Origin of the sequence: Paraburkholderia sp. BCC1886 (assembly GCF_900996245.1) — a bacterium.
Taxonomy (GTDB): Bacteria; Pseudomonadota; Gammaproteobacteria; order Burkholderiales; family Burkholderiaceae; genus Paraburkholderia.
In genome coordinates, this window is the sequence record NZ_CAAJGK010000085.1 from 258,541 (window position 1) to 284,073 (window position 25,533).

The 25,533-nt window shown below is 55.4% G+C and carries 21 protein-coding genes and 2 pseudogenes; 18 read left to right on the plus strand and 5 right to left on the minus strand.

Translation table 11 applies throughout. The features are described from left to right. Positions 1–157: 157 nt before the first annotated feature. From FQ746_RS27760 to FQ746_RS27810, 11 genes and pseudogenes are all read left to right on the plus strand, one after another. Positions 158–496 (plus strand): annotated as a pseudogene (locus FQ746_RS27760) (DNA/RNA non-specific endonuclease); the annotation flags it as partial. A 106-nt stretch (positions 497–602) separates the two neighbouring features. After that, positions 603–1,478, plus strand: a complete 876-nt coding sequence (locus FQ746_RS27765) for a DNA/RNA non-specific endonuclease (protein WP_144112997.1) — start codon at positions 603–605, stop codon at positions 1,476–1,478. Between the two features lie 22 nt (positions 1,479–1,500). Further along, positions 1,501–2,883: a gamma-mobile-trio recombinase GmtY gene (gmtY, locus tag FQ746_RS27770; protein ID WP_144112998.1), complete on the plus strand. Its 1,383-nt coding sequence runs from the start codon at positions 1,501–1,503 to the stop codon at positions 2,881–2,883. Further along, positions 2,880–5,942, plus strand: coding sequence for a VPA1269 family protein (locus tag FQ746_RS27775; RefSeq protein ID WP_260854180.1), 3,063 nt, complete (start codon positions 2,880–2,882; stop codon positions 5,940–5,942). Before gmtY ends, FQ746_RS27775 begins: the two co-directional genes overlap by 4 nt. Next, positions 5,939–6,664, plus strand: coding sequence for a gamma-mobile-trio protein GmtX (gmtX, locus tag FQ746_RS27780; protein ID WP_144112999.1), 726 nt, complete (start codon positions 5,939–5,941; stop codon positions 6,662–6,664). The genes FQ746_RS27775 and gmtX overlap by 4 nt, the downstream gene beginning before the upstream one ends. Positions 6,665–7,118: 454 nt before the next feature. Further along, positions 7,119–8,249: a DUF3800 domain-containing protein gene (locus FQ746_RS27785; RefSeq protein ID WP_144113000.1), complete on the plus strand. Its 1,131-nt coding sequence runs from the start codon at positions 7,119–7,121 to the stop codon at positions 8,247–8,249. 88 nt (positions 8,250–8,337) lie between these two features. Beyond that, complete coding sequence (locus FQ746_RS27790; protein ID WP_144113001.1) at positions 8,338–8,835, plus strand: hypothetical protein; 498 nt, start codon at positions 8,338–8,340, stop codon at positions 8,833–8,835. 721 nt (positions 8,836–9,556) lie between these two features. Next, positions 9,557–10,747 carry a DNA cytosine methyltransferase gene (locus FQ746_RS27795; RefSeq protein WP_144113002.1) on the plus strand — a complete coding sequence of 397 codons (1,191 nt, stop codon included), beginning with the start codon at positions 9,557–9,559 and terminating at the stop codon, positions 10,745–10,747. A 34-nt stretch (positions 10,748–10,781) separates the two neighbouring features. Next, positions 10,782–11,762, plus strand: a complete 981-nt coding sequence (locus FQ746_RS27800; protein WP_144113003.1) for a hypothetical protein — start codon at positions 10,782–10,784, stop codon at positions 11,760–11,762. Beyond that, positions 11,762–13,780 carry a hypothetical protein gene (locus tag FQ746_RS27805; protein ID WP_144113004.1) on the plus strand — a complete coding sequence of 673 codons (2,019 nt, stop codon included), beginning with the start codon at positions 11,762–11,764 and terminating at the stop codon, positions 13,778–13,780. The genes FQ746_RS27800 and FQ746_RS27805 overlap by 1 nt, the downstream gene beginning before the upstream one ends. 5 nt (positions 13,781–13,785) lie before the next feature. Then, positions 13,786–14,775, plus strand: a complete 990-nt coding sequence (locus FQ746_RS27810; protein ID WP_144113005.1) for a hypothetical protein — start codon at positions 13,786–13,788, stop codon at positions 14,773–14,775. Positions 14,776–14,915: 140 nt separating this feature from the next. Here FQ746_RS27810 and FQ746_RS27815 read toward each other — a convergent pair whose 3' ends face one another. Both FQ746_RS27815 and FQ746_RS27820 read right to left on the minus strand, forming a co-directional pair. Then, positions 14,916–15,716, minus strand: a complete 801-nt coding sequence (locus FQ746_RS27815; protein ID WP_144113006.1) for a hypothetical protein — start codon at positions 15,714–15,716, stop codon at positions 14,916–14,918. An 853-nt stretch (positions 15,717–16,569) separates the two neighbouring features. Continuing rightward, positions 16,570–17,373 (minus strand): hypothetical protein, encoded by an 804-nt coding sequence (locus tag FQ746_RS27820; protein ID WP_144113007.1) that lies wholly within the window; start codon positions 17,371–17,373, stop codon positions 16,570–16,572. A gap of 392 nt (positions 17,374–17,765) precedes the next feature. Between FQ746_RS27820 and FQ746_RS27825 the strand changes: the two genes are divergently transcribed. From FQ746_RS27825 to FQ746_RS27835, 3 genes and pseudogenes are all read left to right on the plus strand, one after another. After that, on the plus strand, positions 17,766–18,746 hold the full coding sequence (locus FQ746_RS27825) for a DUF4365 domain-containing protein (RefSeq protein ID WP_144113008.1): 981 nt from the start codon (positions 17,766–17,768) through the stop codon (positions 18,744–18,746). Positions 18,747–19,089: 343 nt separating this feature from the next. Then, positions 19,090–19,506, plus strand: a pseudogene (locus FQ746_RS27830) (DNA/RNA non-specific endonuclease); the annotation flags it as partial. Next, positions 19,499–19,759, plus strand: a complete 261-nt coding sequence (locus FQ746_RS27835) for a hypothetical protein (RefSeq protein WP_144113009.1) — start codon at positions 19,499–19,501, stop codon at positions 19,757–19,759. The pseudogene FQ746_RS27830 and the gene FQ746_RS27835, both read left to right, overlap by 8 nt. Before the next feature lie 18 nt (positions 19,760–19,777). Here FQ746_RS27835 and FQ746_RS27840 read toward each other — a convergent pair whose 3' ends face one another. Further along, complete coding sequence (locus tag FQ746_RS27840; RefSeq protein ID WP_144113010.1) at positions 19,778–20,494, minus strand: Crp/Fnr family transcriptional regulator; 717 nt, start codon at positions 20,492–20,494, stop codon at positions 19,778–19,780. Between the two features lie 99 nt (positions 20,495–20,593). Between FQ746_RS27840 and FQ746_RS27845 the strand changes: the two genes are divergently transcribed. After that, entirely contained in the window at positions 20,594–21,133 is a 540-nt protein-coding gene (locus FQ746_RS27845; RefSeq protein WP_144113011.1) for a DUF962 domain-containing protein, read from the plus strand. Positions 21,134–21,148: 15 nt separating this feature from the next. On the opposite strand, the gene rarD is transcribed toward FQ746_RS27845, so the two are convergent. Next, the gene (gene rarD, locus FQ746_RS27850; RefSeq protein WP_144113012.1) at positions 21,149–22,045 is read right to left on the minus strand and encodes an EamA family transporter RarD; all 897 of its coding nucleotides are present in this window, start codon (positions 22,043–22,045) and stop codon (positions 21,149–21,151) included. A 326-nt stretch (positions 22,046–22,371) separates the two neighbouring features. Between rarD and egtD the strand changes: the two genes are divergently transcribed. Continuing rightward, positions 22,372–23,364: an L-histidine N(alpha)-methyltransferase gene (gene egtD / locus FQ746_RS27855; RefSeq protein ID WP_144113013.1), complete on the plus strand. Its 993-nt coding sequence runs from the start codon at positions 22,372–22,374 to the stop codon at positions 23,362–23,364. A 12-nt stretch (positions 23,365–23,376) separates the two neighbouring features. Here egtD and FQ746_RS27860 read toward each other — a convergent pair whose 3' ends face one another. Then, the gene (locus tag FQ746_RS27860) at positions 23,377–23,670 is read right to left on the minus strand and encodes an acylphosphatase (protein ID WP_409932444.1); all 294 of its coding nucleotides are present in this window, start codon (positions 23,668–23,670) and stop codon (positions 23,377–23,379) included. Between the two features lie 128 nt (positions 23,671–23,798). Between FQ746_RS27860 and hpnA the strand changes: the two genes are divergently transcribed. Both hpnA and FQ746_RS27870 read left to right on the plus strand, forming a co-directional pair. Next, positions 23,799–24,809 (plus strand): hopanoid-associated sugar epimerase, encoded by a 1,011-nt coding sequence (hpnA, locus tag FQ746_RS27865; protein ID WP_144113015.1) that lies wholly within the window; start codon positions 23,799–23,801, stop codon positions 24,807–24,809. Between the two features lie 102 nt (positions 24,810–24,911). Next, the gene (locus FQ746_RS27870; protein ID WP_144113016.1) at positions 24,912–25,463 is read left to right on the plus strand and encodes a hypothetical protein; all 552 of its coding nucleotides are present in this window, start codon (positions 24,912–24,914) and stop codon (positions 25,461–25,463) included. The last annotated feature ends 70 nt before the right edge of the window (positions 25,464–25,533 follow it).

Below are 25,533 nucleotides of genomic sequence, written 5' to 3' on the forward strand. Positions count from 1 at the left end.
AAGTTTGCCCGCCTACAGTACGAACTCCACGCATTAGGGTCGCTGCAAAGCGGCCCGTTTTTTTGCGTGCGACTGGTCTGCTGCAGCGCATCGTTATTTCCCGACGATCTCCCGCGCGACGCTATACTTTTGCGCCCTGCCCTCGTCCCGCCTACTCATGAAGAAGTGGTTTTCCTGCCTGCTGCTCGCGCTCGCCGCTCACGCCAGCGCAGCGCCCTCCTGCTCCGACTTCACACCGAACGCGCAATGGCCAATTCTGACCAATCAGAAGATGGCGCCGAAAACGCGCCTGCTCTGCTATAGCGATTTCGCGGTCTTGCACTCGGGTCTCACGCATGGACCGCTGTGGTCGGCCGAGCATCTCACGCGCGATCACATCGAAGCGGCCAAAGACATGGTGCGCACCAACAAGTTCTTCGAAGACGCGCGTCTGCCGGAAGGCGAAGGCGCGACGCTCGCGGACTATAAACGCAGCGGCTTCGATCGCGGTCACATGGTATACCCGGTTAAAAATATACTCAACGCGGTATAGCACTGTTTGCATTTGAGTATTTATACTCGACACCCTATACTCGGTCCCCAATAGTCCAAATTGGGAAGTTATGACCGTACGCAAAATAGCGGCGTGCCTGACAGCCTTCTTGCTGCTCTCGATCGGGGTCACTGAAAGTCGCGGCCTGCGGGACTTCGTAAAGCTCGCTATACCGCATGACAGGCAAGAGCACCGCGCTAACCCCCTCGGACGGAATGAAGCGCTGGCTCTATATTCGTTGTCGCAAAAGCAGCTTTCATTCGAAGCTTGTATCGAACAATTCCCGGCGCGAAAGCCACTAGACATTGGTCAGGTGGCGGCATATATGAAACCATTGGCGCTGTGTTCGGACAACTTTGCAGTGGTGTACTCGAAAACCAGCAAAACGCCGCTGGTGGTTGTCGAGCGGCTGACAGCGGCCCAGCTTCAGGATGCCAAGAGTGAAGAACGGACCAATCAGTTCTATCCTGACCCGCGCATTCCCCAAGGCGGTCGCGCGGAACTGAGTGACTACCGGGGCCAGCACCCGTCATTGGACCGAGGGCATCAGGCGCCAGCCGCAGACGCACCAAATCAGAAGGCAATGGCTCAGTCATTCGCGCTTTCGAACATGGTGCCCCAAGACCCAACAAATAACAGAAAGGTCTGGAACAAAATCGAAGGCGACGTCCGGAAGTTTGCCCGACGAGCGAAAGGAAACGTCTTCGTTTTTACCGGCCCGCTCTTTGATCAGGGCTACTCGACAATTGGAAAAAACAAGGTGTGGGTGCCCACCCGATTGTTCAAGCTGGTATATGACGAGTCTTCACGGCGCGCGTGGGCTTATGTTCTTCCCAATGCTCAAACTGGAATCGAACGGCCTTTGGACTACGCAACGTTCGTGAGCGCCACCGGCCTGCACTTTTTGGACGATCTGCCGGTGGCCGGTTCGGTCGGCCGCTCCTGAAAATCGAGGGTTCATCATCCCAATGATTTATACGGAATCTGTTCTCGTCCGGGACAATATCCGTGCAGACACACCGACCATCTTGCTTCTCGTTGGCTCGGTGCCGTTTGAACCACTTCTCGAATTTTTCCGAGAAAAGTGCGTTTCTCTTTCCTCCGAGCGCAGCTACGCCCAAGCAGCGGGGCGGTTCATCGAATGGCTCTCGGTGCGGGCGGATGAGTTCGAGGAGACATCGAAACGTAGCCTGCTCTACACGGCATTTGTCCATGACTTACGCTTTGGCACATACCAAAATTGCCTGGACGTCCACGGGCTGAACTGGACGCCGACCAGTCATCAAAATCTTAAACGGCTAATAAACGCACTTTTGGAGTTGAGCGACTGGTTAAGCCGCCGTCATAGCGCCACGATGCTGAACCCAATTCATCATCAAGCATCGGCCGCTGACCAACTTATTTTCTGGCGCAAATGGAATAAACAGAAGAGCGGCTCTCTCTTGGCGCACACGAAGAGTCATCGCCGAGTTGCCGAAAGTGTTTTCGCAGTGCGCCAGGCTGGCTTGCCTAGGACGCGGAATGGGATGCTGGAAGAAGCCAAGGCTTTTCCAGCCGACCGTCTGAATGATTTGCTATGGAATGGATTTGCCAATCCCGGTAACGAAGGCGACCCACGACCATGGGTGAAATACAACTTGCGAGACATCCTCATTACGCTGCTGTGTGCCTACGGTGGTTGCCGCGCCTCGGAGCCCCTCCACCTGTGGGCTGACGATGTATTCGTAGATCCGGACCATCCAGACATGGCGCTTGTTTTGATCCACGACCCTAGCGATGGCATGGCCGAATACACTGACCCATTCACCGGAAACCGCCGAAAGATCGTCCGCGCCGACTTTTTGCAACGCTTTTGCGGAGGCCGAAAACCGTTGACTCGGGAAACTGGCCGTCGGCATGCTGGATGGAAAGGATGTCTGCTGACACACCGAGAACGCAAAGCTTTCCAGGTCATCTGGGTTGATAGGAATGCCGGACGGATTTTCCTGACACTATGGCGGTTTTATATTCAGTATGTTCGGCCCGTCACTCCGCACGTTCCTTGGGCATTCGTCACCAAGCACGGCCAGCCCTTGGGCGTAGAGGGCTTTGACGATTCGTTCAGGTCCGCCGTACGTCGTATTGGGCTAACACCTGCTAAATGGGCTGGTACGTCAAGCCACGGACTCCGACACCGTTACGGTCAGTGGCTTAATGAACTCGGCTTAGGCGACAAGGAAGGGCAAGTCGCGATGCACCACCTTAACTCCAAAAGCCAAGAGGTCTATCGCCAGCTAGGTCTCGCGAGGGTGGTTGACGCAATTGACAAGGTGTCAATTTCGACGTTGCCTGAATTTAAGGAAGCCGAATGACTCTGATTTGCCAGCTCGACCAGTATTCCGTCGCGACCAGCGAACTGACCGGCCGAACCATATATATAAACGATGCGCTTGACCAGTATCTCGTATCGCCCGTCATCAGTTTTGCAGACGTGGCAACGATTGCGACTGGCTGGCTGAGAAAGATCGAGGCGGCTCCTCCCGAAAGGCGTCCTCCGCCACGACTGCGTGCGGCGGTGGCGGTATTGGCTGAATGCCGGTCTCGTGAGGACGTAGCCGAGGCGTTGCACGCCGTCCTTGTTATCCAGTATCGCGATCGGTTGACTACCAGTTCAGTGCATATTTTCCAGCAACTGCTGGTCGTGCTGCTCCTGCAACTTTGGTCTTGTGGCGCTATCGCCTGGCCCGCGAAAGAACAAGTTCCGTTTTCCAATCCTGCGCTAATGCTGGCCAACCCAGGATTCACCGAACAACCCTTGTCCTATCTGACGCGGATTCGCTCGTATCTGAACAGAGGCGGCACAGACGACGCAGCCAACTTCCGATTCATCTTGGACCACATCTTGTCGCGGGCCGGCATCATGGAAATTGGCGACATTACCCCGAAAACGTTTTATCTTATAGAGGACCGTACTCGGCGCGGCAAACTGCGTTCCACTGGAATTCAAGGTGTGTTGAATGTCTTGCGAGAAGAACACCATCAGCAAGCCATTAGCTGGGCTCCCGAAGACTTCGGCTTTTTCAAGTCCAAGATGGGTCATCTAGCGCGAGACGAGAATTTCGCCTGGCTGGTCTCGAATGACCCCGCAATGGCTAGCTGGGCGCGGTTAGCCATTGAGCATCTAGAAACCAATCCAACAAACTTCCGAAAACGGAAGTCTTCTCTCAACAACTTTCTAAAGCATTACCTTGATCATCCGGAATTGCCGCGCAATCCGGCCGAGTATTTTGACGTCCGGCGACGGCCGGAGGCGCTGTTCGTCACGCCTGGGAACAAGGGCCGTCAAGTCATGGCAGTTATCCACGAATTCCTGAACGAAGTGCTCTTCAAGGTCTGCGCCCAGCCGAACGACAATGAAGTTCCCATCTTGATGCCGGGTTTTGTAAATCCACTTCCGAAGCCAAGCTACAAGAACGTGAATAAAGGCGAAACCCATAGGGAGGCCATGCCGACTCGAATGATTTGCCTTGCAGCTCACATTCTGACGGAGAACGACTTCGCTTGGGCCAAAGAAGCTGGGCGTATCAACGATGCTTTCCGATGGCTAAATCCGGAAACCGGCGAATTCGACACGGTGTGGAGCCCAGTGAGGGCGTACGCCATCCTGATCAAACTCCTGTTGCCCGCCCGAACCTACCAGGTACGCATGCTCGATAGTGGAGAAGGAGATACCTTTCGCTACGAATGCGACGATCTGTGGGAAATTAACCAAGGCGTTCATCGACCACCGGTTGCCGGAAAACCAATTGAACGTGGCGTGTTCCGAAAGTATAAGCGCAGGGATGGCACTGACGGCGCAGTGTTCTATTTCAATACCAACAAGACCGCGGACATTGAGAGCGTTGTGAAGGGCTATCTCATGCCTTGGGAGAAGAAGGACGCGTTAAAACTCCTGAAGGACCTGCGCAACTGGCAGGAGAAGTACAATCCGGTAAAAGGACCTACCGCGTGGTCTGACATCGTTGAATTAAAGAAGATCAAGCATGCCGACGATCTTGCCAAGATGGGGTCCAACTTCTTCCTGTTTCGTGACCCAGCCAACAAGACTCGTCCGGACCTGCCTATAACCGATACGCGTGTGCGCAATCTGTGGCTGAAGCTAATGGACGAAATGGAGCATCGCCTAGCGGAGGGGGGCGAAAATCTCAGCAATGGCGACGCTATTAAGTTGATTCTGGCCCGGGACCATACGGGGCAGCCCACATCCGCGACCTTCGATCTGCATAGCCTGCGGGTCTCCATCATTACCGCCATGTACGAAGAAGGCGTTCCGCCGGAATACTTAATGAAGATCGTCGGCCACGCCACTGTTCTGATGACTCTCTACTACACAAAGATCAATGCGGAGACTTTGAGCTTGCGTATGGACGAGGCGTTACTGGAACGTCAACGTAAGTCACAGGCGGAAATGGCTGGCTTCATTAAGCGAGCCAGTCGGCAGGAACTGGAGCACGCTGTTGCCTTTCGGCATCCCTCCGCACTGGACGCGACAGCAAGCGGAACTGGTGTGGGGATGCTGGTCATGGACCACGGAATCTGTCCTGTCGCGGCCAAACGCTGTCATGAAGGCTTGGCGGTCACAGACCCCGCCGTCGGCGTCACTCGCTATCAAGCTGTACCAGGCGGCGCTACGAATTGCACACGTTGCCGGTTTTTTATGACCGGTCCAGCCTTCCTCTTTGGGTTGGAGGCGCATGTAAATGATTTGGCATATCGGCTAAAGAAAGCCTCCTTCACGTTCGAGAAAGCTCAAGTGAATTTCGACACATTAGTCGACGTCCACGCAGCTGTTCTGGGGGAGAAGAGGCCTTTCCATCAGCAGCGAGATTTGGAACTTGCTGAAACTGCTTTCGAATCAGCGACAGCAGAGGTGGACGGTATTGCTTTGAGCCTTCAGTCAGCGTATGCCCTCACCGAACAATGTCTTCACATCGCTTCCAGGTACCTTGGCGATGGTCTCTCGCTCGTTGCGGCGGGCGGCACCGGACAGCTGGAAGCCGTCCTGTCTGAAAGCCACGAATTCGATCAGCTCAATCGCATCTGCACAAGTGCAACGCTATTCGACGGCTTGCATATCAACTGGCAGCGCCCGAATCTTGAACGAGCGAGACTGTTTGACCGAATGCTTCGCAATTCCGGGCATGAACCGCGCCTCTCTTTGCTCGATGACGAAGCCACCCTTCATGTGGCCAACGCCATGGCCGGATTTCTATATGCCCGTTTGGACCTAAGCACAGTACACGCACTAGTCGACGGCCGTACCACGCTGCAAGCGCTCGGGCTGGACAAAGCCTTTATGGGCGAACTAGAGCGCCTAGAGCCCAAGACCTTGGCTTCGGCCAGATCTCCGCATGTATTGGAACAATCATGACCAAGCAATATGCCTCAACGACCCTCGACATTTTGCGAGATGCCCGACAGCTTTATCAGATGCACAGAAACATGACAACCAAATCGTCCAAAGTTGAGAACCTCGATAAGTTATGGGAGGTGCTCAAGATGATTCAGGACGAGGGCGGCAGAGACTACTCTCTTGCTGAAGTGGGGCGACGCCTAGAAAAGCTCGACGGACCAAAGACGCAGAGTCTTCGAAATACCCAAGGCGCTCACTATCGGGAAATTATCACCGCGTACGCGAACGCGGTCAGTGGTGCAACTCGATACGTGGCCAAAACCAAATCTAACGTGGAGCAGGCCCTAGCACTGGTTACCGATCCCAGTATTCGATCGATCCTCCGGGTGGCACTCGATGAAGCTAAGCGACTGAAGGTGGTCAATGACAACCTACACGCCGCCTTCAAGACATTTCAGGTGGGAACCGCATTACCTAAGGCAGAGATCCCAGTAGCGGCGGAGACGCAACGACCGAGCCTGACGAATGAAAACGCCCCCGCAGCGCTATCTCCGCGCCTGCTCAACGCTCTGCGAAAAGGCCTCGATAAAACTCGCCTTGCGCAGCAAGGCTTGCAAGTGGCCATAGACGGCAGCGTGCAGAACGATCATGGCGACAAGCTATTCCCCCCTTCTTTCGCTACCGCGATTCAGGCGATTCTAGACAATCATGGCGTCTCCGCTTCAAGCCGACCTCGTTAAGATGCAAAATTGCAAACGGGACACGCTCGGAGCGCATCTAGGGCATTCTGCAGGGGAGCGGAAACTGTTGGACTGGGCGTCCTCATAAATCAAGAACTTGCCAACAAGTTCGATCACGCGCCAGACGACGTGGAACCGAATAAACTAGACGCGGCGGACTTTGACGGGAATCGTTGGATTTGCCGGAGTGTGAGAGCGGCCCGCGTTGCGCCGGTCGTGAAGGCAGCGTGCGGCCGGCCAAGGCCGCCGCCGGTAACGGTGCCGCCCGTGTGGTATATCACTCCTGCACCGTAGTTTTGTCGTGCACTTTGCGTCATGCAATACGCATCAGACGAACACTGAAGTCGCGAAAGTGAGCGCACAATCAATATAAAAACGACGAGAGGGTGCCTCTTGGAGTGGCGCAGAGACGGGCAATGCATAGCGTTGTATAAATAAAGACGAGAGGCCATCAATGGAAGACCAAAACGCAGAAAACGCTTATCGACCTGCCGACGCGCCGGAGGGAGAAGCCGCCGTCGATCTCGAAGTCAAACGAGCCGCCGCTCGGCTTAAAGCGAAAGAGAGTTTGATTGCATCACTTGCCGGTGGTGATTTTTCAAATCAGCAGACGCGAGTCGCGCATATCCTTAATTTGCATCCCGCTGCTCGCAATAGTGACGTCACGCTATCTCTGAAATACTGGGAGACATTCCAGCCCGAACTGTACAACCCAGAAGGAATCAAACCAGCAGATTTTTTTAAACTCGATCGGGTTCCGTTTCTTGTTCGGGCGCGGGCGAAGATTCAAAACGAATATGAGTTGTTTCAAGCCGAAGACCAGATACGACGGCGTCGCAAGAACCGCGAAGACGACATGCGTGAGGCGGTATTAGGTGATGACGCGCCAAGGCAAACGCTGCAAGTCTTCTCGGACGAGACTGGCAAGAACGAGGAGCACGTGATCATTGGTTCAGTTTGGGTATTGAATGGGCGTGCCGTCTATGACGTGACTAAGGCCATCAAAGATTGGCAGGCTGGTTCGAAATTTGCGAAGCGTGAAATGCACTTTTCCGCGTTTGGCCGTGGAGATTTGCACGCTGTGGATGAGTACCTGAATATTGTGGCTGCGAACCGGGAATATCTGAGCTTTAAATTGATGGCGATGCCCAAGCGCAACACCCGACGCTCCATTGAAGAAATCGTGCAGCGGCTGCACGAGATGATGCTGGTGCGTGGTCTGCGTCACGAGATCGAGAGCGGGCGGGTTGGGGTACCGCGCCACGTTGGGGTGACGGTGGACGAGGAACAATCGATTGACCGAATCGTATTATCAGAGATTCGGAATACGGTAGCAGAAGGGGTCGAACGTGCCCATCTCGATGGAGTAACACTTGACGAGCGCTTCAACGCGGTGTCGTCAAAAGAAAGCGCTCTTATACAGCTTGCAGACGTAATAGCAGGAGCCGCGAATCGACGGCTCAATTTTCGAGGCGATCGAAACTTTAAGGATGATATCGCTGACCGCATAATGGATGTTTTGGGCCTGCAATTGGAGGAAGGCGTCGCAGCGGAAATAGATGCGGCGGTGCTTTTCAAGATTTGATCCGCCTCAGGCAGATTCGTTAGTATCTTGTGAGTCGGAATGAGCCGAACAACTAGAATCGCAGCACTTCGAACAGGTTAAGTACAACATGATGCGAGAGAAATTGTTCACCGTCACTGCGACGGCGAAGATCAAAGGGGTAAAGGACCGGCGCAACATTCGCCCCCTCGCGGACATCAAAGAGCGTATCGCATACGATCCAGGGACAGGCTCGTTCACGTACCGTATTGACTGCGACGCAGGTTACGCCGGAGAGGATGCTGTGTGGCGTTGCCGCAGAACTGACAACGTTGGTACCCCCTACGAGAGCACGCGTTACTGGGAGTTGGTCAAATTCGCGAGCGACCATTGGTACGATCCGCGCAAACTCGCATACTACTTTGTGACTGGCGCGTGGCCTCCCATCGACATGTGGGTCGCAGGTGGCAAGAAATTCGACTACTCCGCCGAAACACTGCAACTCGTGGTGTCTGGTGAACGCCCTCTGCACGCCACGACTGCAGAATCAGATACGACCCCGATCGTATCGGAGACGCGCGCGCTGCAGCCGAAAAAAGGACGGCTCGCACGCCTGTTTCGCCTCTAGCCAACTGAAACGGATTCCCAGCAAATCGAAAAACTCAGGAATCTGCTGTCTTTGGCCGGTCGGGAGCGACATCAACGACTCGACCGGCCTCGCGATCCAGATAGGAGGTTCGAATCCCTTTCAAATGCAAATCACTTACGGCGCGCGCGATGGCTTCGTTTGCGCGATCCAGGAACTCTTGGCTGCGCATGAAGCGTCCCAATTTGTCAGGCGGCATAGCTTCCCCACATCTGTTTAGTCTTATCCGAAGCATACGCGTTCGATGCCGGACTTACGAGGGTCCCGCTGGGCGCGACCAAATAACCTCAAGTAGGAATTCGTTTTCCAAGAAGATACGCTTTGCGCCAGCAACGGTCGTTCCAACAGCAGCACCTGCGTCCCTCGCACCGCTGGAGCCCAGTTGCCACCCGCCACCGCGTCGAAGCAGATACAGTAGCATCAGTAGCCAACCGATCTGTCGGACGCTATTGCGCGATGGTCACGCGATGCTGGCTTCGCCCCGCGTCTCTGTCCCAATCTGGTCCGCACCGTAAGGAATTGCAATGCTCGCCCACATCAGCTTTGCAGCGCAGCAGCACTTTGGCCGGGCTCCCGACAGGTCAAAGTGTCGCGGGGGCCCAACACTCAAGACCTAAGTGTATGCCAACAGCTTTAATGGCTTGGTAGATTCCAGATTCTATAGGAAAATACAATACCCAGAATTCAAAGTTTCTATTGCGCGATGAGCCTAAAACCAAAATTTATTAGCTTATTTTCGGGGTGTGGCGGCCTAGATTCTGGGTTTATAGAATCCGGATTTAACTGCGTACAAGCTTTCGACATTGATAAAAAAGTTATTGATGTACATACAAGAAATCTGGGAGATGCTGGAGTCGTCGCAGATTTGCGCGATATAACGAAAGAACAGCTTCTGCAATATGGCAAACCCGCGATAGTTGTCGCTGGATCACCTTGTCAGGGTTTCTCGACAGCGGGAAAGCGAGATCTTCATGATCCACGCAACTCTTTGCTTTTGCATGCCGGCCGGCTCGCAATCTCGGTCAAGCCACGCGTTTTCATTGCAGAGAACGTCGCTGGAGCACTATCTGGCGAGCATAAGGCGTATTGGCTTCAGCTAGAGCAAATGCTTAGGCATGCGGGCTACCACACCAAAACGTTAAAGCTCAATGCTTCCAATCTTGGTTTAGCTCAGCTCCGTTCGCGCGTAATAATGATGGCATGGACAGGGTCAACTGATCCGGACTTTAAAGAGCCGGAATCAGACGCTCAAACTTTGGGGGATGTACTTAGCAACATGCAAGGACTTCCCCAACATGACCCGAGACGACTTGCCCGCGATTCGTCTCACTATCTAATCGCAAAACGTATAGGACGAGGTCAGAAACTTTGCAATGTTCGCGGCGGGAAAGCGTCCATACATACATGGGATATCCCTGAGGTGTTCGGTAGCACGACGCTCGATGAGCGCGCCCTGCTGCACGTGACAATGAAACTGAGGCGGCGTGAACGGATACGTGACACAGGCGACGCCGACCCTGTTTCGATCACCTCTCTGAAAAGGGAAATTGGCGCGGGTGCAACGAACCTTGTTAAAGGATTAGTTCGTCGCGGTTATATGCGAAAAATAGATGACGCCTACGATCTTGCCAATACATTCAATGGCAAGTATAGAAGGCTAGATTGGAACTCGATGTCCTTGACAGTCGACACTCGTTTTGGAGATCCTCGATATTTTCTTCATCCCTCCGAACACCGGAGTTTCACGGTACGCGAGGCTGCTCGGATTCAAGGATTTCCCGATAGCTTTATTTTTGACGGACGTCCGGTCGATAGTTATCGGATGATTGGAAATGCTGTTCCGCCACCCATGGCTAAATTCATAGCGGACACTATAAAACCGTTATTCAAATGATGGGTTAGTTATCTCTGCCGTCTTGGGAAAATTGATGAATTATCCGGAAAGTCCAATCGACAGTTGGATCCAGTACTCGGTGGAATACAGTCAAAAAACAGTACGCCTGAAGCAACTCTACGAGCTTCAGGCCGAGTTTTTGTTCAATCAGTATGAGCCGACTAAAGCCGTCCCCGCAGACGACGGCATGGATTTTATCCTACGCTTGGATCGGTGGGTGGCAGGATTTGACCAACCCGAGCACAGGTGGAGTGCATTCCATGGCCTGCGCTATTTCTTCTTCGTCGGGCAGCATGAGACAGACGAACTATATCGCTGCGCCGTCCAGCACATCTTCCTTCGGTGGCTGTCCGATCACGCTGGGTTAGATATATTTGCCGAAGACTTCCCGACCGCTCTTCAAGCGGAGGCGGACTTTTGCTGGCCTTGCCCGGTCACGGACAGCTTGCGAATAAATAGTCTCTTGCATCGAACCGGCATCGATAGCCAATCTTTGAGGCCGGACTGGTTGAGCCTGAAACAACTCGGAGATCGGGACAAAATTGAAAAATACGTCTCAAAGAAAAATATCAAATATCTAGTACTCTTCGAAGACTTTGTTGGATCCGGCCAGCAATGTGAAAGAGCAGCGAAATTCGCCTTGCAGGCATTTCCCGGCCCTATCCTTTTGATCCCTCTCATTGTTTGTCATCCGGGCGATGAGATCCTGCGGCAACTGGCTTTGGACTCAGGTGGTCGGCTAACCTACTCGCCCGTCGTTGTTCTTAATTCCGAATGTCTGATTGGCGAGATGGTATCCGAAAATGAACCTAAATCTTTTGACGGTTTCAGAAAGGCTATGGATTATGGATACAAAAAAGGCGGATTCAATTTAAACGGCGGGGCCTATGGATACGACAAGGTCGGTAGCTTAGCAAGCTCGTACAGCAACTGCCCAAATAATACTCCGCCAATTTTTCATGCACAAAGCGAGACTTGGCCTTTCCCACTGTTTCCCCGAAAGAGGAGAGTCTAATGGCTACGCTCAGATTCGATAACCCATTTCATGACCTGTGGGTAACTGAGATATTGGACCCATGGGCTTATGTTCGTATGTTTAGTCCGATTCTGGTAAGTGATACGGAGGAGCTATTTTCTCGAGGCCATGTTGTGCTTAAAGGCAGACAAGGTAGTGGAAAAAGCATGCTCCTGAATCTCTTGGAGACATCTACGAGAGTAGCGTACGCGCATAGCCAAACGAAGTATCCTGTACCGTTGAAACAACGGCAATTTATTTCGGCCGGCGTGCAGCTATCAAGAGAAAATTCGTCGTTGGTCGCTGCACGTTCAGCGGAATTGCCGGAGAACCAGCGAGCAAATATTGTTGCGGCCAATTTTGCTGACTATTTAAATTCGCTTCTCTGCTTAGATCTTTTGAAAAATGTTTCATACTTAGCCCAAGAGCAAGCGAAAGACCACAAAATTTTGGAAGAGGTGCCGGTTAATCTAACTGGCGAGTGTCAGCTCTCACTCTTCGCAGCGTTATTTAAAGGGGAAGGTTGGTCAGGATTCGTCGATGAGAAATGCGCGACGATCGATCGGGCGATCGAGTGTCTCGAAGACCGGCTGCGCGCTCACAAAAATTACTTCAACCTTAATATTGATAAGTTGCCGGACGAGATCGAGACTAGCCGCTCCACCGCTGGCGTCCCCATGGCCGAATTGGCATCTGCTCTACGCGAGTCTGGAATTCTTCCGATCGAAACACTAGTGCTCCTGCGGATAGATCAGCACGAGGAACTTTTCGAATTGGAGAGGCACACGGGGCTCGGGCATGTTTTTAGGCAGGTGATAAATTCGGCGTTGGCCCGCCGTGACCCTCGGGTCGCATATCGGATTGGTACGAGACACTATGCTTGGAAGGCGGATCTGACTGCTTGGGGAAGTGGTGCTCCGCTGGAAGAACTTCGCGATTACAGCGTAGTCGATCTCGACGCGATCTTGCGTCGCGGAGAGCACACAAAGAAGTGGAAATTCCCCACGCTGGCGAAGGACGTGTTGCGAAAACGATTGGAAGGTGCGGGATTTAAAGTAGATGGCAACGACATGGAGGTGTTGTTTGGACGCTCGATGGAACCTGCTGATCGGGCCCGACGGTATATAGGCGGATCGAAAAGTCTGGTGCGAGCCGAGTCATCATGGGCTCCCGAATGGAAATCCTATCTTGATAGCCTTTGGAACGGCGGTGACCCGTTGGAAGCTCGCTTCGGTGAGGCGTGGTTGCGGCAAGCGATACAGAAGCGCCGGCGGATCGCGCAGAATGGCATGCAAGCTACTGGTTTGCCGTGGAGAAAGAGCCCATGGTGGGTGAAGGAACGAAATGAGATTGCTCTTATGCAGCTAGCCGGCGAGCGGCAACAGGCGTTAGTTTGGAGCGGCGAAAGGCAAATTATCGATCTCGCAGGTCATAATATTTTGGCCTTTATGACAATTTGCAAAACTGTTTGGGCAACGTGGCAGCGCCGCAATCCAGGAGACGCTGATAAAAGATCAGCACTTCCGCGCTTTTCCGTAGATGACCAAGTTATCGGCATCACCGAGGCTAGCCAGATTTGGTTCAAAAAAATTCAGGTGGGGTTAGAAGCCGATCAACGCACCCGTCTGGTCACTGTGCTAGGAGGTTGGTTCAGGCGTAGGATGCTTGAGGACCAGGCGTTATCGTACCCTGGACACTCAGGCTTCAGCCTACTGCAATCGGATATCTCCGCTGAAGATTTTATTGTGTCGATAATAAAATCCTGTCGAGATCACGGTGATCTATTGGAGTCAGCTCATACCACGAAGCATCGAGACCAAGCGCCTCGGCTTAAGTGGTACTTGCATCCCCTTCTTTGCCCATTATTCAGAATACCCCACATCAGAACCAAGGAGCCTATCTATTCGTCACCGCAGGAAATTCAGCTTTTGTATGCAAATCAAAAGCGGCAAAGCACGTCCTTCCGCGAATCAAGCTCATTTAAGGACGACACGCAACTTGGATTGCCGGGGATCTAACAACTATGAATCTGAGACCCTGGGGCTCCATTGGCTGGCTCCTTCCCAAGATCGGCATCGAAGCATGGCATGTTATAACCTCCGCCTCGTTTGAGGATCGGTGCATCGCACTCGTCGATCTGATGAATTCGAACGGTCCTCGAATCAAATCATCCACGTTGTACAAGATCTCAAATCCTCCGTCGGAATCATGGACAGAAGCAGCTCCCGTCGTTAAGGCCAACTTCGACTCCCTCAGCGCCTCCTTGAGCGCGCAGAGCACCGCGATCATTGAGGCGGATCTCCTTTCTCAACTAGGGTCAGTACTTTCGTTGGACCAACTTAACCCCGATGGTTCTGAGTCCGTGGTTCTTGATATCACGACGCTGCCCAAGCGTTTCTTCCTATTTGCATTGAAACAACTAGTAAATAGCGCCAAGGTTCAGAACCTTGTCGTGACGTACGCCGCTGCTAAGCAGTATCCAGAAGCTGCGCTTTGCGAAAACGCTCTGCCTCCGGCTGCGCTCCAAGGCTTCGGCCGCGTTCAACGGCTACGAAACTCGCCGCGTATGTTTGTGGGAGTCGGATATACGGCACTTAGCATCGAAGGACTTCTCGAAAAAGCGGGGAACTCAAAACTGGACTTCCTGTTTCCGTTTCCGCCTGCTTCGCCTGCCTTTCGCAGAAACTGGTACCTATTGTCGAAGCTGATGCCAGCAGACAAGCCGTTCGGTACGGAGATTCACCGCGTTCATGGGATGGATGCTTTCGAGGTTTTTGAACGCCTCTATGCGTGGGGACAATTTCGAGACCTAGACCTCGTCCCGCTTGGCCCAAAGCCACACGCTCTCGGTATGGCAATGGCATCCATGCGGCTCGAGGGGACGGCAGAGCTAATCTACGCGCAACCTCAGTCTTATCACGTCAACTACTCGCAAGGGATAGCGCTAGATGAGAGTGGTAGACCAAAGATATACGCGTATTGCCTGAAACACCGTGGAAAAGTACTCTTTTGATATGCACGCAACAACTGAAGCGTCTTTGTATTCAGAGACGCTCCGAACCGTCGACTTAATGCTTGAGCACGGCGTCAAGCTCCTTCGCGAAGCTAAATGTCAGCGCGCTATGGCGGTGATGCTGTCGGCAACTCGACCTGTCACGTTACGCGCGGGCGACAAACCTGTCGTGTAAATCTAGGCTCGCCGTTGACCTGCTTGACCACTGACACATAGCCTTCGTCAACATGAACGGTAGGAATATCGTCCGGAATATCAGTACAACTTCCATCTGCCGTATATTCCATAGCGGCAAGTATCCGCATTAAAGAATCGTGAGCAACCGACCCATTCATAAGTTCCTGCGGCGCCACTACTAAGGTGACGGACACAATGAGGAGGGCAATCGGAGTGAATAGCTCACTCAATTCTCGTAGCCGCGGCCCGGCGATAATATTCCGATTACTGACCACGTTGCTGCCGTCACGAATGCGTCTCCACCAGCGGTGCAGCTTGCCCGGTCCTCCAGCACGCCACCATGAGAAACTATTGCCCGTATTGCGCAAAACTAGTCTTGGAAAATTGAGCGAAAACTGCGCAAGTGCACAAAGAAACACTAAAGCTGCCACGCATTGCATAAAACGCAAGCAAAAGCAGCAAGATGACAGCAAGCCAACAAAGCTTGGAAAGTACTTCGCATCAGCGTGTGCGAGGCTTCTAGTGATTCGCGTTGCGTCAGCGTGACCAAGCCATACGCAAAATGCTGTTGCCGAAAGATACAGAATTTTCCCCAGCGCCTTACTCCACCACCATCTCGCTATAGTTTTAAATGTGGCATATCCGTGCCTGCATGCGCCAAACGCTGCGGCGGTTGCAACCGTTGTAATCTCGGCGGGCGTAGAGAGAAAATTCGAACGCCGTCCTAGCATCACCAGAGCAAGGGACCCGAGCGAATACATCATAAGTCCGCCGTAAATTATCGGTACGTCGGGAGGAACCTCCCTAAGTGGCCTTAAGGCCTTCATTACTCGCATGAAGCGCCTTCCAATCCTGTACCGGAAGAGCGACCAACACTTTAACCATTCGTGGAATATCTGCGTGAGCATCCATATCAAAAGTGCAGAAGCAACGTACTTCGAGCCACTTCCGGTAGTGGCTAGCTTGGTTGCTGCCACTAAACCTACGAACACTACGGCCAGACGGACGATAGGCCGCCGGAAGCTCAATACGAGTAGTTCAATCCAGTATCTCGGATGCATAACGATGTTTTTTTGAGTGTAATCGTACAGCTTGATTCATGACCTCTCCAAGCCGAAGACGACGCAGCTTGCTCTACGCGAGGAGTGCCGCCTTGCTAACGCCTTTTGTACAACCGCCGACGTGCCCCGAAGGCAGCAGGTAGATTGTCCCAGTGTCAGACCAAGATTAACGGCTCGAGATCGGGGAATCTTGATACGGTAGGGCGAGGCGCATCCGGAAATATTTTGCTGCAGTTGTCGGCAACGCCGCCGTACGAGCATATCCGGTCGGCGTTCGTAACCCGGTGAGGGCGCCTCATGACAGCGCAAAGGCCAGATAGACGGCCGCTGCTGACCTGAGCTATTGTCTGGCTGCCACGGCGCATGTCGAAAATGACGGATTCGATGACGACCCGAAACTGCGGGTGACCTACAGCTCATCGGCCATCGTCCCATATGGCCTTGCGGCGATGGCGCTCTAGGATGAATCTACGCGACGCGCACGCCCAGTAGCGGCAGGATGTGTGCAACCCTCCATGATGTTTTCAACAGATCAACGATTAAGTTAGGCCGCATCTCACGGAAACGCGCCGTCAGCACGGTGCCAGACCCGCGCACTGCACCGGCGCACGCGGCAGGCTTGCCACGTTGATATTTTGGCGACCACAATCGGGCTTTTTCGCTTGAAAGAATTACAGCGCATGTGCTCGATGTCTTCCCAAAACCACATCGCTGATTGGATCATTTGTTCCAAGAGGCGTTCGGGCAGAGTAATGGCTTCGAAGGGCGGATGCTTGGGGCCATCGTGCGGTCCAACGATACGGTAGGGACCTGCTACTAACACTTCTTTTGGCTCTATCCAGTGGAACCAGAGTTTCGGGCAAAGCTCATGCACCTTCCGTGCGGAAGCACCGTCGCCATGCCTGATAGCGTTCGCCAGATTTTGTAGGATGTCGAGGTCCGGAAAGATGTCGAACGCATGAAGTGGAACACCCATCAGCCGAACGAAGTGATCTTGCAGGCTGTGCGGCTTTCCTTCCCAAGTTGCCCGCTCCAAAGCGTGGGCGTTAGGCGTGTTGGTTAGCTTCCTCTCTCGCTGAATCAACATCGCTCGCAGCCCACGTTCCCACATCGACTGCACTGCGATTAGGTAACCCTCAACGGTCGTTTGGAAGAGCTCAGCATAGTCGTCAGTAATAAAGATTTCTGCTGGATCGTCGCTTGCATGAAGCCTGGTGATCTCTGCATCAAGCGCTTGAAGTGAGGGTCGAACAACTTTTTCCCTGAAGAGTTCAAGCGACTGCAAGTGGCTGTCCGGAAAACCAACTGATTCGTGATCAAGCCAGGCGTAGTTTGTGATGTCGTAGTCCAATTGGCTCATGCGCTTGTTGATTGGCGAGAAAAATGAAGGGATTCTGTGTTATCAAGCGGCAAATATACTAGCCGAAATCAAATTGGTCGAATGACCGGTAGCAGCCGAGTTTCAGCCATTTATCACCGTCCAGCGAGCCCCCCTTCTGGCCGATCACTGACTCATGCAAATGGCAGACCACCTGAATCTCACACGGCCGGGATCGGCAGCACGCGACCCTTAGCAGTCACTTGGACGATGTCTCAAACAGCTTGCTGCGATCTGTCAGACAGACGGTGTGGCATTTCTATTGAGCCTGTTTTTTGATTATCGGATAGCATTACAGTCGAACTGCTCTGAAGGTTAAACTAGTCAATTGAACCTCTTCCGTAAGAACACTGATCCCGCCCGAAAAAACAGCCATGGCAACCGTTAAACGTCGCTCCTTCAATCAAGTCAAAGAAGAGATCTCCTTTCGCGTGCTGAGGCAAAAAATCCCAGAGGCATGGGTGATACACGAGTACGGACCGGACTACGGAATTGATTGCGTTGTTGAACTTTTCGACTACGTTGACGAAGCCAAGGAAGTTGCCGAAACGCTTGGCGAGCACTTCTACGTACAACTCAAAGCTTCCGACTCGGTTCATTACACAACTAGGCGTGCTTATTCCCGCGGCAATGTAGCGAAGGGAACGCTATCGGAAAACAAAGCTGAGTACATCGACATAGCAGTCGCAAACTTTCAGCTTGATGTTTCTGACCTCTTGACTGTTGAACTTCTAGGACCTGCGGTACCCGTACTACTAATACTTGTTGATATCCAGACTGAACGCGCTTTCTTTGTTTGTTTGAATGATTATCTCGAAAAGATCATCCTGCCCGAAGATCCATCATTTTTCGAAAAAAGTTCTAAGCAGCTTCAAATCCCTATCCAAAACGAAATATTGCCGCGCGATGTCAATTTGGTCCCGCTTAGGGCCTATGGAAAACGAGCAAAGATGTATGGGGCGTTTACGCGCTTTGCCTTTCAGAAAAAGGAGATTGAAAGAACAAGAGGTTTAGCTAATTTCAATCCGACGACATCTGCTGAGGACGATCTTGAAATGCTCCGTGTATTTACTGAGAGCGCATTGCGTCAGGAGGTATGGCGGGGACACGACTTTTGGGAGCCAATGCAATGGAGTCTGAACGAGCTGGAAGACGTTCGACAGAACCTCGCAGCGGGCATCGAGCACCAAGATCTCGATCACTTCAAACAGTACTGTGAGGAATACGTTTGGCACCGGCTTTGCAATCTTTCCAGTATGTACGAGGAACTCGTGCGGGAGTGGTTCTTGCCAACTGTACTCGCACAACTCGCCTCGTATCCTGAGGTTGGCAAGCTGCATACAGGAGAGAGCTAGTCCGTCGCATGAGTCGACTTACGTCGGCAGGCCACCTATCCAAACTTGGCGTCGGCGTTGAGTGTCCGCTTCTTTCCTTTGGTAATGACCGCTTCTGGCCGGTCCTTGCCCGTCGCTGATCGACCGTTTTTTCACTGACTTCGGCAGTGCGCGACGGATATTTCACTTTCCGTGGCACGTGCTGGTCGCGCGATGCCACTCTTTGTGAAAAACCGCCTCGAATTCAACGAGGCATCTTTTGTCAATGGTGACGCCCGACGCAGTGGTCGCGCGCTGGCTACTCGCCATGCGCGTTCCGCCAATAGCCGACCTCCGTATAAGTATGAATCCGTACCGGGTATTTCATATGAGTCCGGCGGGCAATCGCTGGAATCAGCAGGCGATGGCACAATCGTTCTCGCTCGCCAACGTGGTGCCGCAGAATCGCGAGAACAACCAGCGTCTGTGGGCGCGCATCGAAACGTCCGTGCGCAAAATCGCCACCTCGTACGACGACACGTATGTGGTCACCGGACCGATTTTCAGCGGCCAGCAGTTGCAGACCATCGGACCCACGCGCGTGTTCGTCCCGACCCAACTGTTCAAGGTCGTCTACGTACCGTCGCGCAAACTGGCGTTCGCGGTGATGGTGGACAACGTCTCCACCAGCCGTTACGACATCAGAACGGTTCACGAACTCGAAGCGGCTTCGGGCATGCGCTTTCCCGGCATACCGGAGAATCTGAAAGATCAACGTCCGGGAGGACTGAAAGGTGTTTAAACCCTATTCGAACGACGACGACGTCCTCAACATTCAGGGCGACGCGCTGAGCGTGACCAATGGCAGCAGCCGCATCGTGCTGAACGGTTCACTCGAACTGACGAAAGATCAACGCGGCCTGAAGGCGGCGCTTGCGTTGAAACAGGCCGTGGATGCAATCGTCGCTACGTTGCAGGCCGACGGCAATCTGCCGGCAAAAGTAAAAGACGAGCCCGATGCGAAACCGGGCGTGGTCGACAATCCGTTCAAGTAACGCGACTCGAACGCATGGTCAGTCAGGTGCGGCATCCAGCCCGGCCAGCGCAGCGAGCTTGCGCGCATCGGCAATTTCGATTTCCGCGTAACGCAGCTTCAACGCGCCCTGCGTTTCGAACTGCTTCAACACCTGGTTGATGGTCTGCCGCGACAAGGCGAGCATCATCGCGAGATCTTCCTGCGGCACCTTCAGCACCTGCCGCAACATGCCGCCGCTTTCGCCGTAGCCGCCGGCCATCAGCAGCAAGCGGCGCGCGATACGCGGCGCGGCCGGCAGCAACGCGGCTTCTTCGATTGCCTCGAATGCGAGCCGCAACTTCTGCGTAAGCAGCAAACCGAACGCATGCCAATACTCGGGCGCACGCTCGAGCAACGCGGCGAGCGCAGTACGCGGCATATGAAACAGCACGGAATCGCGCTCGGCATACGCGTTATGGGTTCGCGGCCGATGGTCGAACAGCGCGATCTCGCCGAACCAGTTCACGGGTTCGATCACCGCGAGCAACGCCTCCTTACCCGCCGCACTGGCCGCGCCGATGCGCATGAGTCCATCGAGCACGCAATAAAGACCGTCGTCGGAATCGCCGCGTGTGAAAAGCCGTTGACCGCCGTCCAGACGCAGCACGCGCCCGGCCTCGACCAGTTGATGCTGCAGGCCGGCGGGCGCCGCGCGAAACCATGCACTGCGTTCGAGCAGCACGGCAAGCTCGGTCGATGAAAGACTCGCGGTCATGAGACGGCTTCCTGCACGATTTGCACGATTGTCGGCTACCCGATGGTTTCCATTTCGATTGCCCGCGATTATGCTGCCTTTGGTCAAGGAGCGGCACTCATGAGAACGCTGACGCAGCAGCTTACGCAATACGCGGCTTACCATCGCGACCGCCGCAATATCGCCACGCATTTCATCGGCATTCCAATGATCGTGCTGGCCCTGGCCGTATTGCTGAGCCGGCCTGCTTTCGGCATCGGCACGTTGTCCTTCGCGCTCTCGCCCGCATGGGTGCTGTTCGCCGCGGCCACGCTCTATTACCTCGTGCTCGACGTGCCGCTCGGCATCATGATGGCGTTCGTGTCGGCGCTATGTGTCGCGATCGGCGAATGGCTTGCGGCGCAGTCCACGCTCGTGTGGCTTGCCGCGGGAATCGGTCTTTTCGTGGTCGGCTGGGTGTTCCAGTTCATTGGCCACGTGGCCTACGAACATCGCAAGCCGGCTTTCGTCGACGACGTGATCGGCCTGTTGATCGGCCCGTTGTTCGTGCTGGCCGAAGCGCTGTTCGGCTTCGGCTGGCGGCCGCGCCTGCGTGAAGCAATCGAAGCGCAGGTCGGCGAGACGCGCATCAACCCGACGACGAGTGCGTCACCGCATTAGGCCATTGCGTTGCACTCATTGCGGTGCGAGCCGGAACACTCGCACGCTATGCACCATCGTCAACGCGACCGCCATCCAGATCGGAATATACGTGGCCATTTGCGCGGCGCTCAATGTTTCGCCGAGCAAGGCGATCGACACCAGAACGATCAGCACCGGCTCGACGTAACCGAGAATGCCGAACAGCGCGATGGGCATCAAGCGGCTCGCATGCAGGTAGGAAGCCAGCGCGACCGTGCTGAGCGCGCCGAGTCCGGGCAGCAGCACGCACCACATATCGATGCGGCCGGCGATCAGCGTAAGCGATCCGCCGGTGATCAACGCGAAGAGTGCGACGGGCAGCAACAGCATCGTCTCGAGCAGAAACATCGCCAGCGAATCCTCGCCGATCTTGCGACGCAGCACGAAATACGGCGGATAACCGAACACGACGAGCACGGTCGGCCACGAGAAAGCGCCGGTGATCCACAATTCGTGCGCCACGCCGAGCGCGGCGCACGCAACCGCGAGGCGCTGGAAAACATCGAGCCGCTCGTGGTAGTAGAACCGTCCGACCAGCACCATCACGAGCGGCAACAGGAAATAGCCGAGCGAGACATCGAGCATGCGTCCGTGCAGCGGCGCCCATAAGAACACCCACAACTGCGCCCCGAGCAAGCCCGCGCAAACGAGCATCGAGAGGGCCAGTGCCGGCTCGGTCACTACACGGTAAAGAAGGTGGCGGAAAATCGGCCAGCGTTTGCGCAACACGATGAAGCCGAACGTGAACGGCACGGTCCACACGATGCGCCACGCGAAGATATCGAGGCCGCTCAGCGGCTTGAGCAACGTGGCATAAGCGGAGAGCAACGCGAACAGCGCCGACGCGCCGACCGACAACGCGATGCCGCGCTTTGGGTCATACTCGCTCACTGCGCGGCCTGCCGGCTAAATGCTGCCTGTCGCGAAACGGTTTTTATCGTTGTCATCGTGTCGAGTGTTGTCGTGAGTTTTATAGCGAGTCTCTTAAGCGGCCGCAGTGCTGCACGGCAGGTCGGTGCAGGTCGCTGCGGGGCTGAAACCAAGCCGGCATTCTAGACGGCAACTCGACACTCCGCTCAAGCGCGGTTCTTGCTACGAAGATTGGCTGCGCAAATCGAAGCCTGCCGTCAGGCTCGAACTTGCTCTCGCGGTCGGTCCGCACCTGCACGAACCGAGGTTCGCCCTGCCGCTCATCGAATACGATTTCTGGAGACAGCATGACTCAACCTGCCCTGTTGCACGACGCCTCGGCCGACGCCTCTGCTGCACAACGCGCCGCCTTCGCCGCTGACGTTCGTGCGGGCCTGACCCACGCCCCGCAAAAGGAGTTGCTGTCGAAATATTTGTATGACGAAGTGGGTTCCGCGCTGTTCGAAGTCATCACCGTGCTGCCCGAATACGGTGTGACGCGAGCCGAAGAGCGCCTGCTCACCGAACACGCCGAGGACATCGTCGCGCACCTGCCGCACGATGTGACGGTCGCCGAGCTCGGCAGCGGCAGCGGCCGCAAAACCCGCCGCATTCTGGAAGCGCTATGTAAAAAGCGCCCCACTTCTTACTACCCGATTGAAATTTCGCGCAGCGCATTGCAGTTGTGCCGGCGCGAACTCGGCGACATCGAACGTATTTCGATCGTCGGTTATGAACGCGATTATCTGGCCGGGCTCGCCGAAGTCAGCCAGAACCGCTCGAAGGGCGAGCGTCTGCTCGTGCTGTTTCTCGGCAGCACGATCGGCAACTTCGGCCGGCTCGCCGCCAATCGCTTCTTGCGCGAGATTCGCAGCATGCTCGCGCCCGGCGACGCGTTATTGCTCGGCACCGATCTGCTCAAGCCGACGCCGGTGCTGGTGGCCGCCTACGACGATTCGATCGGCGTGACGGCGTCCTTCAACCTGAATCTGCTGGCGCGCATCAATCGGGAACTCGACGGCGACTTTCCGCTCGACGCATTCGAACACGTGGCGCGCTTCAATCCGGACGCGCGCAGCATCGAGATGCATCTGCGCGCCAAACGCGACGTGACGGCGCACGTGGGCGCCGCGCAATTGACGGTGTCGCTCGCAGCCGGCGAGACCATCTGGACCGAAAGCAGCCATAAGTACAGCGCGGACGAAATGCCCGCGATCGCCGATGGCGCGGGCTTCACCTGCAGTCATCAATGGGTCGAGAAGGAATGGGGCTTCGCGGAGAGTCTGCTGGTCGCGAAGTAACAGACGCGCGCTTCAATGCTGCTCGAAGCGCTCGTAGCGTTTATCGTTCGCGCGCTCCTCGCCTTCCACTTCGGTGACGCGCGCCGCCGGCGGTCCGTGACGCAGCCACGACAGCATCCGGTCCACCTGGTTGGCCGAGCCCTGCAACATCGCTTCGACCGAACCGTCTTCGAGATTCGCCACCCATCCTCTGATACCGAGCGCATGCGCCTGGCGCACGGTCGCGTGGCGAAAGCCGACGCCTTGCACGTGTCCGCGCACGCGCACGTAGTACGTTTCGATCCGCTGATCCAGATCCGGGGCCATGCCGTCTTCTCCTGACATTCTTTCAAGCGGGCATTCTAGTCGGGTCGCGGCGAGCTTGCAGTGTCCGGGGTGCCGTTCACGCGCGCGCCACGTACAATCCGGCGACTGTCACGCAGGGAATCAACAGAATGTCCGAACAGAATCGCGATCTCGTGCTCGTAACCGGCGCGTCCGGCTTCGTGGGCTCGTCGGTGGCGCGCATCGCGCTGGAGAAAGGTTTCAAGGTCCGGGTGCTGGTGCGCGCAAGCAGCCCGCGCAAGAACGTCGAAGCGCTCGACGCGGAAATCGTCGTGGGCGACATGCGCGACGAAGCGTCGATGCGCAACGCGCTGCGCGGTGTGCGCTATCTCTTTCACGTGGCCGCCGATTATCGACTGTGGGCGCCCGATCCGCTCGACATCGAACGCGCGAATCTGGAGGGCACCGAAGCGACCATGCGCGCGGCCTTGCATGAAGGCGTCGAGCGGATCGTGTATACGAGCAGCGTGGCCACGCTGAAAGTCACGCACTCGGGCGCGTCGGCGGACGAGACTTCGCCGGTCAAGGCCGATCAGGCCATCGGCGTCTACAAACGCAGCAAGGTGCTCGCCGAGCGCGCGGTGGAACGCATGATCGCCGAAAACGGTCTGCCGGCGGTCATCGTCAACCCGTCCACGCCGATCGGTCCGCGCGACGTGAAGCCGACGCCGACCGGCCGCATCATCGTCGAAGCGGCGCTCGGCAAGATTCCGGCCTTCGTGGATACGGGCCTGAACCTCGTGCACGTGGACGACGTCGCGGCCGGCCACTTCCTGGCGCTGGAGCGCGGCAAGATCGGCGAGCGCTATATTCTCGGCGGCGAAAATCTGCCTTTGCAGCAGATGCTCGCGGATATCGCCGCGCTGACGGGCCGCAAGGCGCCCACGCTCAGTCTGCCGCGCTGGCCGCTCTATCCGCTGGCGATGGGCGCGGAGGCCGTCGCCAAGGTCACGAAGCGCGAGCCATTCCTGACCGTCGATGCGCTGAAGATGTCGCGAAACAAAATGTACTTCACGTCGGCGAAGGCGGAACGCGAACTGGGTTTTCGTGCGCGGCCGTATCGCGAGGGCTTGCGCGATGCGCTCGACTGGTTCAGGCAGGCGGGTTATCTGAAAGGCTAATTCGCGGCCAACCAGCATTTTGTTACAACGTCACGGTGTTTGCAGCGGGTAAAAGCCCACGTGCAGCAGGTAAAATCGCGGGTCTTACCAGAGAAACCTCGCATGAATCTTCACGAACAGCTCGGCGCGCTGGAAGTGGGCGTCGATCAGCTCATCCAGGCTGTCGTGGCCCCGCAGCAGGCCGAACAAACTCCTTCTGAAACGTCTGTCGCGTCCGATGCGTCCGTTGCGTCCGATGCGTCCGAAACGGCGGTCGCCGCTGCGGTGGATGCCGCGGTACCCGCGGAGGCCAAAGAGTCCGCCGAGGCCGCGCCATCCGCGCCGGCGCTGCAACCCACGCTCGAAATCAATCGCCCTATCAAGGACGGCATTACGTTGACGATCGGCGGCCAGACCGTCGCGCTGCGTCCCGAGCAGATCAGCGAGTTGATCGAGCAGTTGTCGAACGCCCGCGCGTCGATGACGCCGGAGGTGGCGCCTGGCATTCCACCGGGCTGGCGTTTCGTCTCCACGAAAAATCCGGTCATGGCGGTGCAGAAACAGTCGAACGGCGACCGTCTGCTGGTCATGCGGCACACCGGGCACGGCTGGGTGCCGTTCTCGTTCTCACCCGATATGGTCATTCAGCTTTACATGATGCTCACCAAAGGCTGATGAACAAAAAAACGGCGCTTCGAACGAAGCGCCGTTTTTTTCGAACCGTTCCCGCACTATCGCCTGCATC